Origin of the sequence: Segatella sinensis, from assembly GCF_040095255.1 — a bacterium.
GTDB classification, from domain to species: Bacteria; Bacteroidota; Bacteroidia; order Bacteroidales; family Bacteroidaceae; genus Prevotella; species Prevotella sinensis.
Genome location: NZ_JBBNGE010000068.1, coordinates 1 through 12,453, shown reverse-complemented (window position 1 = coordinate 12,453; position 12,453 = coordinate 1). Strand labels below are relative to the sequence as shown.

The 12,453-nt window shown below is 47.8% G+C and carries 11 protein-coding genes; 8 read left to right on the top strand and 3 right to left on the bottom strand.

Annotation, left to right across the window (positions count from 1 at the left end; translation table 11 throughout):
- Positions 1-95 precede the first annotated feature (95 nt).
- Positions 96-2,333: a TonB-dependent receptor domain-containing protein gene (locus AAAT87_RS13815; RefSeq protein ID WP_349226736.1), complete on the top strand. Its 2,238-nt coding sequence runs from the start codon at positions 96-98 to the stop codon at positions 2,331-2,333.
- Between the two features lie 70 nt (positions 2,334-2,403).
- Here the strand turns inward: AAAT87_RS13815 and AAAT87_RS13810 are convergent, their stop codons facing one another.
- Positions 2,404-3,081 carry a phosphatase PAP2 family protein gene (locus AAAT87_RS13810; RefSeq protein WP_349226735.1) on the bottom strand — a complete coding sequence of 226 codons (678 nt, stop codon included), beginning with the start codon at positions 3,079-3,081 and terminating at the stop codon, positions 2,404-2,406.
- A 74-nt stretch (positions 3,082-3,155) separates the two neighbouring features.
- Positions 3,156-3,668, bottom strand: a complete 513-nt coding sequence (locus AAAT87_RS13805; protein WP_349226734.1) for a nitroreductase family protein — start codon at positions 3,666-3,668, stop codon at positions 3,156-3,158.
- A 159-nt stretch (positions 3,669-3,827) separates the two neighbouring features.
- On the opposite strand from AAAT87_RS13805, the gene AAAT87_RS13800 reads away from it, so the two are divergent.
- From AAAT87_RS13800 to AAAT87_RS13790, 3 genes are all read left to right on the top strand, one after another.
- The gene (locus AAAT87_RS13800) at positions 3,828-5,198 is read left to right on the top strand and encodes a Y-family DNA polymerase (RefSeq protein ID WP_349226733.1); all 1,371 of its coding nucleotides are present in this window, start codon (positions 3,828-3,830) and stop codon (positions 5,196-5,198) included.
- A 65-nt stretch (positions 5,199-5,263) separates the two neighbouring features.
- Positions 5,264-5,722: a LexA family protein gene (locus AAAT87_RS13795; protein ID WP_349226732.1), complete on the top strand. Its 459-nt coding sequence runs from the start codon at positions 5,264-5,266 to the stop codon at positions 5,720-5,722.
- Positions 5,723-5,866: 144 nt separating this feature from the next.
- Positions 5,867-7,240 (top strand): NAD(P)/FAD-dependent oxidoreductase, encoded by a 1,374-nt coding sequence (locus AAAT87_RS13790; protein ID WP_349226731.1) that lies wholly within the window; start codon positions 5,867-5,869, stop codon positions 7,238-7,240.
- A 176-nt stretch (positions 7,241-7,416) separates the two neighbouring features.
- On the opposite strand, the gene AAAT87_RS13785 is transcribed toward AAAT87_RS13790, so the two are convergent.
- Complete coding sequence (locus tag AAAT87_RS13785) at positions 7,417-8,424, bottom strand: LacI family DNA-binding transcriptional regulator (RefSeq protein WP_264964622.1); 1,008 nt, start codon at positions 8,422-8,424, stop codon at positions 7,417-7,419.
- Between the two features lie 49 nt (positions 8,425-8,473).
- Here AAAT87_RS13785 and AAAT87_RS13780 point away from each other — a divergent pair, with 49 nt between their 5' ends.
- The 4 genes from AAAT87_RS13780 (at position 8,474) to AAAT87_RS13765 (ending at position 12,261) form a co-directional block, all read left to right on the top strand.
- Positions 8,474-8,665, top strand: coding sequence for a hypothetical protein (locus tag AAAT87_RS13780; RefSeq protein ID WP_264964621.1), 192 nt, complete (start codon positions 8,474-8,476; stop codon positions 8,663-8,665).
- Positions 8,666-8,704: 39 nt separating this feature from the next.
- Positions 8,705-10,099, top strand: coding sequence for an MFS transporter (locus AAAT87_RS13775; protein WP_117692313.1), 1,395 nt, complete (start codon positions 8,705-8,707; stop codon positions 10,097-10,099).
- A 59-nt stretch (positions 10,100-10,158) separates the two neighbouring features.
- Entirely contained in the window at positions 10,159-11,208 is a 1,050-nt protein-coding gene (locus AAAT87_RS13770; RefSeq protein ID WP_349226730.1) for a zinc-dependent alcohol dehydrogenase, read from the top strand.
- A gap of 168 nt (positions 11,209-11,376) precedes the next feature.
- Complete coding sequence (locus AAAT87_RS13765) at positions 11,377-12,261, top strand: carbohydrate kinase family protein (protein WP_349226729.1); 885 nt, start codon at positions 11,377-11,379, stop codon at positions 12,259-12,261.
- Positions 12,262-12,453: the final 192 nt, after the last annotated feature.

Genomic DNA, 12,453 nt, shown 5'->3' with positions numbered 1-12,453 from the left:
TGGCAAAATCCTGAGCAACTTTTTGTTGCTCAGGAACTTATAAATAAAGTTAAATTATAGTGTTGCGGAATTAAGGAAAACTTAAAAAGATTGTTATGAACAAGAAAAATATGATAATACTGAGCTCTTTGCTCGTATGTTCGCTCGAAAGTTTCGCACAGAACCAGGTTGAGGCTACTGATTCCATCTGGAAGGATATGGACCTGGATGCTGTAACCGTGGTTGCCTCCAAGCCTTTGGTTAAGATGGAGACCGACAAGATGACCTACAACGTAGAGCAGGATGCCGATGCCAAGGCTTCTACCGTACTCGATATGCTGCGCAAGGTTCCGATGGTAACTGTAGACGGACAGGACAACATCACCGTGAATGGTTCTTCCAGCTTCAAGGTATACGTAGACGGAAAGCCGAATCCCATGTTCTCTGCCAACCCATCGCAGATATTCAAGGCGATGCCTGCCAACATGGTGAAGAACATAGAAGTGATTACCAACCCTGGAGCCAAATATGATGCAGAAGGAACGGGCGGAGTGCTCAACATCGTACTCAACAAGCAGACCTTGGGCGGAGCTGGAAGCAGCGACCTCAGCAATGGATATAACGGCAACATCAGTGCCGCTACCGGCAATCAGGCTCAGCGCATCTCTGCCTTCATCAGCGGTCAGCAGGGCAAACTCACCTACAGTGCCAACGGTATGTACAACTACCAGAAGATGAACGGTACAACCATCTCCTTCGATCGTACGCAGAAAGACGGAAGCCTGATGAACTACTATCAGAAATCAGACATGAAGCAGCCGTTCTCGATGGGTAACATCAGTCTCAGCTATGAACTCGATTCGCTGAGCAACATCAGCGCCACGGCTGGCTTGACCACCTTCGGTCAGAAGCTGAACGGTCATCCACTTACCCAGATGTCTGGCGGCATCTATGGCAAGGGCTTCGAATACGGCAACGAGATGAAGCAGGATCTGGACAACACTTCTTTCAATGGAAGCATCGACTATCAGAGATTCTTCAACAAGAAGCGAACCAACTACCTCATCCTCAGCTATCTCTTCAGCAACAACCCTACCCATATCGACAACTATACGTTCTATGATGACATCAGTCAGGTAACGGGAATTCAGCTCCACGACCTGCTCTCAAAGAGCAAAACTCGTGGCACAGAGCATACCTTCCAGGCAGACTTCACCCACTCGCTCAGCGAGACACAGCGCTTGAACTTCGGCGCCAAATACATCGCCCGCACCAACAAGAGCGATTCCCGCTACTATGATGTAGCAGCCGATAAGACCGAGACTCTGAACCCAGCCAACAGCATGGAATACAAGAACACCCAGAATATTCTGGCTGCATACGCTGAATGGAAAGGAAACTTCGGAAAATGGGGAACGATGATGGGAACCCGCTACGAGCAGACCTGGGAAAAGGTGAAGTTTGAACAGGGCAAGGGCGATGACTTCGACAAACAGTACGGCAATCTCGTACCTAGCGCCAGCCTTTCCTACAACATCGCTCCAGGCATGAACATCGGAATGAACTATCAGCTGCGCATCACCCGTCCTGGCATCACTTATCTGAATCCATACATAGACCGCAGTAATCCTACTGCCATCTCCTATGGTAATACAGACCTCGACGTGGTGAAGTCGCATCAGCTGAACATGGTATTCAATTACTATAACCAGCGATTCATGTTGAGCACCACCCTGGGTTACGGATTCTGCGACAACAAGATAGAGCAGTATTCCTTCCTCGATGCCGACAACCTGCTCAACACCACCTACGGCAATGTTTCGAAGACCCGCAACGCCAGCATGAATGTATTCATCAATTGGCTGATGTTCAAGAAAACAAGACTGATGCTGAACGAGAGCTTGAGCTACAACGATTTGCGCAGCGATGCCCTAGGATGGAAGAACAACGGATGGAACAGCAGCACGATGATCAACCTGCAACAGACCCTGCCTTGGGAACTGCAATGGACCGTGGGTAGCATCATCCAGACCAAGCAGCATAATCTGCAGGGCTATCAGAGCGGTATGGCATTCTTCTATACCACCCTCTCCAAATCTATCGTGAAGGATAAGCTTGACCTGAGTCTGATGTTCCTCACTCCTACCGACGACAAGCTCAACATCAAGCAGAAGACCGTGGGTTCGGATTACGTACAGAACATGACCGTAAAAGTGCCATTGCGCCAAATCAGTCTTACCCTGACATGGAAATTCGGAAACACCAAGAAGCAATTCCAGCAGGCGAAGTCAAACATCAAGAATGACTTCCAGGAAGAGCAACAGGGAATCCAGACAGGAGGAATGGAAAAATAATAAAAACGGAAAAATCAGCAGGAAGACTCTTTTTCTGCTGATTTTTCCGTTCTATACAACTGATTGTTTTTTATAATCTGATAGCTAAATCAATACCTGTTGGAGCTATCGAAAGACTGATATTGTCATTGATATCCTTCTCTTTCTCTCCATCACTCTCCTTTCCCTTCTTCTTGTTCTTTCCCAAAATCCAGTCGCCTATCAGATAGCCGGCTTCTGCTGAGGCTACACCGATGGCAGCACCCGCCACGACATCTTCCCAATGATGACGATTGCGGCGCACTCTATCCACAGCCACTCCCGTAGCCACCGCATAGCCCGCCACACCAATCCAAGGAGAAACCTTGCGATATTCGTGCATCAATGTGGTGGCACCGCAGAAAGCCACAGAGGTATGTCCGGAAGGAAACGACTCGTTATCAGTCCCATCGGGTCTCATCTTGTGTATCGACTTCTTGAGCGAATAGGTTACAGCCGCATTGACGCCGAACGAGAGCACCGAAACAGCAATCCTTCGCTTCCAGGAACTCTCAGCCTCCACGCCCAACATCTTCAATCCAAAGACAGATGCCGTTGGCACCAGGCGCAGGACATCATCGATTCCATCACCATGATAGCGCTTGTAATGGGTAGTCTGCTCTACAGGAACCGTTGTATTCTGCCCCATGGGCATCATCATATTCTGCGAAAAGACAGGGGCAGGAATCATCATGATTCCACCTATTAATATCTTTCTTATTCTTTTCATATTCATGTTAATATGGCGTACCCGGCATGTATGGCGAAAAGGGAAGCCATTTCCATTTTACATCCATTTTTATCCTAGATTTCTTCTACTATCTCGCTCATGTCCTTGCGCTGTTTCTCGGCATGAGGACAATCTTCTGCAATATGCCCGATAGGAATAATAACAACTGCCTCATAGCCCTCACGAGGGAAGAACTGCTGCATCTTATCGGTATCGTAATTGCATACCCAGCAGGTTCCAAGTCCACGCTCGGTGGCTGCCAGACAAAGATGCTCTGTAGCGATGGCTACATCAATATCTCCATGAGACTTCTCATCATATCTGCGAACCCAGTTTTCATTCACGTTTTTCATGCCCACGATATACATCGGTGCTGTTTTAAACCACTCACGATCGTAGCATTCCTGCAATTTCTCCTTAGCCTCTGCAGAACGGACGATGAGCCAGAGCCAAGGCTGTCTGTTCACAGCAGACGGTGCCAGCTGCACACACTGCATGATATAATCCAAATCCTCCTGGCTTACAGCCTCAGAGGTAAACTTACGAGCCGAGAATCGCTCTTGACTCAATGATAACATATCTTTCATATCGTTCTGATTTTACGATTATTCTAATCTAAATTATGGGCACAAAGTTAAGAAAAAATTACGGAACAACCAAAAAACAAGGATAAAAGATAATAGGTTTCGGAATATTTTTCGTAATTTTGCAGATTGTACAAGAAATCGTTGTTAACATTAAAGAAAATGATAGGATTAGCAGATTGCAACAACTTCTACTGTTCGTGCGAACGAGTGTTTCGCCCCGACCTGATAGGAAAGCCCGTGGTTGTTTTGAGCAACAACGACGGGTGCGTCATTGCACGCTCTGAAGAAGCCAAGGCTCTGGGCTATAAGATGGGCGACCCGTTCTATCAGGTAAAGGAAAAGCTGGAGGCTGAAGGCGTAGCTATCTTCTCCAGCAACTACACGCTTTATGGTTCACTTTCCAATAGGGTGATGTCGATGCTATCGCACTACTCACCCCATATCGACCAATACTCCATCGACGAGAGTTTCTTCGAAGTGGACAGTTCTATGGCAGAGTCATTCTTCAGGGAATATCTGAAGAAAACTTCTACTTCTCCTGATTATGAATCTTCTGATCACGAATCTCTCCTCCACCGATATGGAGCCAGGATTTCGGCTGATGTGCTCCGAGCCGTGGGCATCCCTATTTCCATCGGAATCGCAGAGACGAAGACTCTGGCAAAAATCGGTTCTAAATTCGCCAAGAAATACAAGGGATATCAGGGCTGTTGTCTCATCGACACAGACGAACGGAGACGCAAGGCGCTGTCTCTCTTCCCCGTAGAAGACGTATGGGGAATAGGCAGGCAGATAGCCCGGAAGCTCGACTATATGGGAATCCGAACTGCTGCCCAGTTTGCGGATAAGAAAGAAAGTTGGGTGCGCAGCCATTTCAATATCACCACCGTCAGGACCTGGAAGGAACTGAACGGAGAGAGTTGCATCAGCATCGAGGAACTGCCGCAGAAGAAGAGCATCTGCACCAGCAGGAGTTTTGCCGACGAGGGCATTACTGACAAGAACGTGATAGAAGAAGCCGTGGCTAATTTCGCTGTACGCTGTACTGAAAAATTAAGGAGGCAAGGTAGCGTATGCCAGGGTATTACCGTGTTCGCATGGACCTCCAGATTCAATGAGAACGTGCCCGAATATACCATCCACGATTCCCTTACCCTGCCCATCGCCACCAATGCTCAGGATGAAATCGTGGGCGCCGCACTCACTATCCTCAGAGCCAGATATCCCAAACCAATGGCTGACAGCAGACCCGACCGACCAGGAATGTCATTTAATTTCAAGAAAGCAGGCGTCATCCTGTGGCAAATCTCGCCCGACAGTCCTCGCCAGCAAGACCTCTTCGACCCTATCGACCGAAGCAAGCAAAAAGCGCTGATGGAGGCCATCGATGCCATCAATCGAAAGAACGGACACGGCACCATCCGTCAAGCCGTACAGGGAACCGGTTGCCGATTCGACTTGAAACGGGAATATATGTCGAAGCGGTTTACCACGGATATTCATGAGATTCTGAAAGTGACAACCCAATGAGATTCAGAATGAGCCTCTTTCTAAAAATGGGCTCCATAAACTAAGAAAATAAATAAGATAACAAGATGAATAAGAATAACGATAACAAGATAAGACTGACATTTCACCCTGCGGAATTCGGAGCCAAGATACCGATTCCGCTGGCAGAGCAAAGCGTAAAGGCAGGCTTCCCTTCGCCGGCACAAGACTATATGGAGGGAGAGATAGACCTCAACGAGATTTTGGTTCGCCATCGTGAGGCCACTTTCTATGTACGTGTTTCAGGCGATAGCATGCAGGATGCAGGCATTCTCGATGGTGACCTAGCCATCGTAGATAGACAGATAGAACCCTCCAACGGCAACTTCGTCATCGCCTTCGTGGATGGCGAATTCACCATCAAGCAATTCAAGATGGATGAGAGCGGTGCCTTCGGCTGGCTCATCCCATGGAACAAAAACTTCTCCCCTATCCGGGTAGATGAAACCAACCGCTTCATGATCTGGGGCGTAGTTACCTATGTGATTCATCAGATTGCAGAATAATTTTCTACCTTTTCCTTTGCCACCTCATAAAAAAGTTGTACCTTTGCAGTCGAATTTTCAGCGATGACTAGGCTATATGCCTTCTAAGAATAGAATTTTCAGCAAATATATGTATTTAGTTATTCCAAACAAACAGCAGTAGTTATGAGCATTAATATCAAGAGAAATCAGTTGAAGAGAGTAGTTATCGTAGGTGGCGGACTCGGTGGTCTTCGTTTGGCAGAAGACCTCTGCAATTCAAACCTGCAGGTGGTGTTGATCGATAAGAACAATTTCCATCAGTTCCCTCCGCTTATCTATCAGATTGCCTCGGCAGGTATCGACCCAAGTTCCATCTCCTTCCCGTTCCGCCAGATTTTCCGCAAGCGCAAGAACTTCTACTTCCGCATGGCAGAAGCGAGAGCCGTATTCCCAGACATGAAGATTCTGCAGACTTCCATCGGTAAGATCGAGTACGATTACCTGGTGTTCGCAGCAGGAACCACCACCAATTTCTATGGCAATGCCAACATCGAGAAATGGGCCATTCCGATGAAGACCGTTTCTGAAGCAATGGGATTGCGCAACGCTGTGCTGAGTAACCTGGAGCGTGCATTGACCTGTGCCACAGAAGAGGAGCGACAGGAACTCCTGAACGTGGTCATTGTGGGCGGTGGTGCCACAGGTGTGGAGATTGCCGGAGCCCTCTCTGAAATGAAGCGCTATGTGATTCCTTATGATTATCCTGATATGGACTCATCTCTGATGCACATTTATCTTCTGGAAGCGGGCGACAGACTGCTCGGCGGAATGTCACAGGACTCTTCTAAGAAAGCATACGAATTCCTTACCAGCATGGGTGTGGATGTACAGTTTGGCAAAATGGTAACCGACTACAAGGACCACAAGGTTCTGATGAAGGACGGTCAGGAGATTCCTACCCGCACATTCCTCTGGGTATCAGGTGTAAAGGCACAGCCTATCACAGGTATCGATGGCGACCATCTGGGCCGTGGTTTCCGAATCGTAGTAGATGAATTCAACCGCATCCCTGGCATGGACGGTCTCTTCGCCATCGGCGACCAGTGTATCCAGACCACAGACCCAGCTTATCCTGGCGGTCATCCACAGTTGGCTCAGGTAGCCATTCAGCAGGCAGCACTCCTGGCTAAGAATATCCAGAAGATTGCCGAGGGAGCCACTGATTCCCAGCTCAAGCCTTTCTGCTACAAGAACCTGGGTTCTATGGCTACCATCGGAAGAAACAAGGCTGTAGTAGAGCTTGGCAAGTTCCACAGTCAGGGCTTCTTTGCCTGGGTATTGTGGCTGGTGGTTCACCTCCGCTCTATCCTCGGCGTAAAGAACAAGGTAATGGTAATGCTCAACTGGCTCTGGAAGTACGTAAGCTATAACGATTCTATCCGAATGATTACCTACGCCACCAAGCCTAAGGAAGTGCGCGACCGATTGAAGCGTGAGCAGACCACTCACCTCGGCACCGACTTGCTGGAGAATGAAGAAGAGGAAGAGGAAGCTTAAGATAAGGCGATAGATTAAGTTTAAAAGCTAAGATAAAGAGATAGAAAACGGGTGTATCATTCAATAAATATAGATGATACACCCGTTTCTTTTACACTGTTTTCAAAAACAGCTTCTTTTACACTGTTTTCTGAAAACAGCTTTTTTTATGCAGATTCCAGAAGTCGATACCTTTATTAAGTAGATTCCCTTATCACGGTTTCACCTCTCAATGCAATTTCCTCTATCCTTCTATAACCTTCGGCAATATGCTCCAGCAGCAATCGGCAACTTTCCTGCGCCATTTTCTCAATAGGCTGTTCCACTACCGTCAACTGAGGATGAACCAAGGTAGCCAAGGCTGTGCCCGACATGCAGCAAAGCGCCACATCCTCCGGAATGCGCAAGCCACGCTTCTGGATAGCACTCTTGGCTCCCAACACAGCAGTCTCCGTAAAGCCAAAGACCGCATCAAAGGATACATTCTTCTCCAGGAAACGCTCCATCACCCAACTACCCTCTTCTGCCGACAAGGCTGGCGACAAGACATCTTGCGCCTGATACTCTATATGAAACTTTTCCAGCGCATCCCGATAGCCCCTCAATCGTTCATAGCTGTTTCGGATATAAGCAGGTCCCGGGATATGAATAATATGCTTATAGCCCTTGCGCAACAAAGCCTCCACCATGAAAAACGACATGATGTAATCGTCCATGTGCACCTGTGAAGCCTTTACCTTCTCCACCGTTCTATCGAAAAACACGATGGGAATGCCCCTTTCTATCACCTTATTATATAGGTCCACATTATGCTCCTTGTCGCATGCACTCATCAGGATGCCATCCACACGCAGCTGCTCCATCATCAGAATGTTCTCTCTCTCCTGCTCAGGATTCTCGTTAGAGATGGCAATCATCACCTTATACCCCTGCTTGCGCAAGATGGCTTGAGCATCATTGATAAAGGTCATATAGAACGTTGTTACGATTTCGGGGATGATGATGCCGATGTTATGGGTACTCTGCTGGCGAAAGTTCACAGCCAGTTCGTTGCGATGATAGCCCATCCGCTCGGCAGTTGCCAATATCTTCTGCAAGGTTTCCGCCTTCACATTACCAGTATCTCCCGAAAGAGCACGCGAAACGGTGGACTTGGAAATCCCCAGTTCCCTTGCAATATCCATGATGGTTACATATTTTGCCATATCTCTTTTTCTTTCTTGTTAAATGCGCCCGCAAAGATACTTATTTTCCATGAAAGCAACAACAAAAAACAGAGAAATCTTTTTGGGAACGGTTGCGGAAAATGGGAACGGTTGCGGGAACGGTTGCGAAAAAAGAGTCGTTTTTTTTCTTGTTTCTTCTGCAAAATCGTTCTATCTTTGCAGCGTGAAAAAGAAAAACGATTTCTCAAATCGCTCTATTTCTTCACAAGACAAAGAATAAACAACATTAAGTATCACAATCAAACCTAAGAAAAGAAATATGGAACAAGATTCTAAATTTCAAGCGAACACTTCGCTAGAGAACAATTCACAGGGAAAGGTTCCCTTCATCAGTAAGCTCGCCTATGGCATGGGCGATGTAGGCTGCAACTTCAGTTGGATGTTCGTGGGCAACTTCCTCATGATTTTCTACACCGATGTGTTCGGAATCAGCATGAGTGCCGTAGCAACCCTGATGCTTGTTTCCCGATTCTGGGATGCCATCAACGACCCAATCATCGGCACACTTACCGATAAGACCCACACCCGATGGGGACGATTCCGCCCATGGCTGCTCTTCGGAGCTCCTATCACGGCACTGGTACTGATACTCACCTTCTGGGCACATCCGGAATGGAGCCAGACCGCCAAGATTATCTATATGGCAGTAACCTACTGCATCCTGGTGCTGGGATATACCTGCGTGAACCTGCCTTACGGCACACTCTGCGGAGCCATGACACAAGACATCGATGAGAGAGCCAAGCTCAACACCAGCCGTTCGGTGAGCGCCATGATGGCCATCGGAGTAATCAACATCGTAACCGTTCCGCTCATCAGCTGGTTTGGCGCAGGCGATACCAAATATGGTTATCTGGCTGTGGCTGTACTCTACGGCATCATCTTCGCTGCCTGCCATCTGTTCTGCTTCCACAAGACCAAGGAAGTGGTAGAAGTTCCTGTGGGACAGAAGCTCCCTCTAAAGGTGCAGCTTCGCTCCGTGATGAAGAACAAGCCCTATCTGCTCGCCCTCTTAGGACAGTTGCTCTTCGGTTTCATCCATTACGGACGCAATGCCGACATGCTCTATTATTTCACTTATGTAGAAGGTTCGGCAACGCTCTTCTCCTACTATTCCATGGCCATCATCGTGCCAAGCATCATAGGTGCAGCCTGCTTCCCTCTGGTATTCAGAAAAACGGGCAACAAGGGTTTCACGGCAGCCATCTTCGCTTTCCTCACCGGTATTACGATGATAGGTCTGTACTTCTTCAGCCCTAACGGCAGCGCCATCATGTTCTATCTGTTCTCAGCTTTATCGTGGTTCTTCTTCTCAGGCTTCAATACAGCCATCTATGCCATCATCCCCGACTGTGTGGAGTATGGCGAGTGGAAGACGGGCATCAGAAACGACGGATTCCAATACGCCTTCATCTCGCTGGGCAACAAGATAGGAATGGCACTCGGCACATCGCTTCTCGCCATTGCTCTGGGCAGTGCAGGATATGTAAGCAACGCAGTGCAGAATCCAGAAGTATTGAGCATCATGCACCACGCCTTCAGCACCATTCCGGGAGTCTTGTGGATCATCACCGCAGGATGCCTCTGCTTCTACAAGCTCAACAAGAAGCAATACAAGCAGATCATGACCGATTTGGAGAATAAGAAAAAATAAAAAAAACGGGATCTTTCATCCCAACAACATAACAATAACAATTTCAAAACATTATAATTATGAGACAGGCAATATTGGTAGAACCAAAGCATATCGAATTCAAGGAAGTAGCAGAACCAAAGGCAGCAGACTTAACTGCTCATCAGGTTCTCGTCAACATCAAGCGCATCGGCATCTGCGGTAGCGAGATTCACTCTTACCACGGTCTTCACCCAGCCACCTTCTACCCAGTGGTTCAGGGACATGAGTACTCTGGACTGGTTATGGCTGTAGGCAGCGAAGTTACCGTCTGCAAGCCTGGCGACCATATCACCGCTCGCCCCCAGTTGGTTTGCGGCAAGTGCAACCCTTGCAAGCGAGGACAGTATAACGTTTGTGAGCACCTGCGTGTTCAGGCTTTCCAGGCAGATGGTGCAGCACAGGATTTCTTTGTAGTAGATGATGACCGCGTGGCAAAGTTGCCGGAAGGCATGAGCCTCGACTATGGTGCCATGATTGAGCCTTCAGCCGTTGGTGCCCATGCCAGCAACCGCACCGATGTGAAGGGTAAGAATGTAGTAGTGAGCGGTGCAGGAACCATCGGCAACCTCATAGCCCAGTTCTGCATTGCCCGTGGCGCCAAGAATGTACTCATTACCGATGTAAGCGACCTCCGCCTGGCTAAGGCTCGCGAATGCGGCATCAAGCATACTCTCAACATCACCAAGAAGACCTTGAAGGAGGCAGCCCAGGAACTTTTCGGTGAGGAAGGCTATCAGGTAGGTTTCGAGGTAGCAGGTGTAGAAGTTTCCATCCGTTCGCTGATGGAGACCATTGAGAAAGGTAGCGACATCGTGGTTGTGGCTGTCTTTGCCAAGGACCCAGCCCTCAGCATGTTCTATCTGGGCGAGCATGAGTTGAGACTCATCGGTTCGATGATGTATCGCCACGAAGATTATCTCACAGCCATCGATTACGTAAGCAAGGGCATCGTCAACCTCAAGCCACTCGTAAGCAACCGCTTCGCCTTCGAGGAATACGATGATGCCTACAAGTTTATCGACACTCATCGCGAAACCAGCATGAAGGTTCTCATCGATTTCGAGCAGAAACCAGAAGAGAAGAAATAAAGGATAGAAGAGAAGAAATATACTGCAAACGATTGCAGAAATTGGAAACGATTGCGGGAACGTTTGCAGAATGTTTAGATGATTTTTCTTTGCGAAGGTAGCTGAAAAATGCTACCTTTGCAACAGAAATCAAGTAACATCTCTAACATTCTTAAAGTAAAAATGACAATGGAAAAGAAACAATCAGTGATAGGTATCGGTGAGGCACTCTTCGATGTGCTTCCAGAAGGAAAGAAGCTAGGTGGCGCTCCTGCCAACTTTGCTTACCACGTTTCACAGTTCGGACTCAATAGCTGTGCGGTCAGCGCAATGGGCGATGATGAGCTGGGCAAGGAACTGGAGAAGGAACTCAACGATCACCATCTCAACTATCAGATAGACAAGGTAGCCTACCCTACAGGCACCGTCCAGGTGTCACTCGATGCCAACGGCATTCCTTGCTACGACATCAAGGAGGGAGCAGCCTGGGACAACATCCCCTACACGCCAGCCCTGGAGAAGTTGGCAAAGAATTGCACCGCAGCCTGCTTCGGTTCGCTGGCTCAGCGCAACGAGGTTTCCCGCAACACCATCTACCGCTTCCTTGATAACATGCCGAAGGAAGAAGGAATCCTCAAAATCTTCGATATCAATCTCCGTCAGGGATTCTATAACAAGGAAATTATCACCGAGAGCATCAAGCGATGCAACATCCTCAAGATCAACGACGAGGAATTGATTACCGTAAGCCGCATCTTCGGTTATCCGGGCATCGACCTGGAGAACAAATGCTGGCTCCTCTTGGGCAAGTACAATCTGAAGATGCTCATTCTTACCTGCGGTGTAAACGGCAGTTATGTGTTCATCCCTGGCGAAGTTTCGTTTATAGAGACACCAAAGGTGGAAGTGGCAGACACAGTGGGTGCAGGCGATTCATTCACAGGTGCATTCGTGGCAAGCATCTTGAAGGGCAAGAGCGTCAGAGAGGCACATGAATTGGCAGTAAAGGTTTCAGCATTCGTTTGTACACAGAATGGAGCCATACCTGTTTTGCCTGATGAATTTACCAAGTAAAGCCACATTTGCCCAAAGTTATTGCGAAGATTATTTTCATATAAATATACGTTTCGTTAATTTTGATTTTTTAGTGAAGGTTTATAAGGTTCAATAAGTTATTAGTTTGTTTTAGCCTTAATTCCGCAACACTATAATTTAACTTTATTTATAAGTTCCTGAGCAACAAAAAGTTGCTCAGGATTTTGCCAT

Excerpts from the sequence above, each read along its gene's own strand:
- AAAT87_RS13815 (WP_349226736.1), top strand. The coding sequence starts at position 96 with ATGAACAAGAAAAATATGATAATACTGAGCTCTTTGCTCGTATGTTCG.
- AAAT87_RS13810 (WP_349226735.1), bottom strand. The coding sequence starts at position 3,081 with ATGAAAAGAATAAGAAAGATATTAATAGGTGGAATCATGATGATTCCT.
- AAAT87_RS13805 (WP_349226734.1), bottom strand. The coding sequence starts at position 3,668 with ATGAAAGATATGTTATCATTGAGTCAAGAGCGATTCTCGGCTCGTAAG.
- AAAT87_RS13800 (WP_349226733.1), top strand. The coding sequence starts at position 3,828 with ATGATAGGATTAGCAGATTGCAACAACTTCTACTGTTCGTGCGAACGA.
- AAAT87_RS13795 (WP_349226732.1), top strand. The coding sequence starts at position 5,264 with ATGAATAAGAATAACGATAACAAGATAAGACTGACATTTCACCCTGCG.
- AAAT87_RS13790 (WP_349226731.1), top strand. The coding sequence starts at position 5,867 with ATGAGCATTAATATCAAGAGAAATCAGTTGAAGAGAGTAGTTATCGTA.
- AAAT87_RS13785 (WP_264964622.1), bottom strand. The coding sequence starts at position 8,424 with ATGGCAAAATATGTAACCATCATGGATATTGCAAGGGAACTGGGGATT.
- AAAT87_RS13780 (WP_264964621.1), top strand. The coding sequence starts at position 8,474 with ATGAAAGCAACAACAAAAAACAGAGAAATCTTTTTGGGAACGGTTGCG.
- AAAT87_RS13775 (WP_117692313.1), top strand. The coding sequence starts at position 8,705 with ATGGAACAAGATTCTAAATTTCAAGCGAACACTTCGCTAGAGAACAAT.
- AAAT87_RS13770 (WP_349226730.1), top strand. The coding sequence starts at position 10,159 with ATGAGACAGGCAATATTGGTAGAACCAAAGCATATCGAATTCAAGGAA.
- AAAT87_RS13765 (WP_349226729.1), top strand. The coding sequence starts at position 11,377 with ATGGAAAAGAAACAATCAGTGATAGGTATCGGTGAGGCACTCTTCGAT.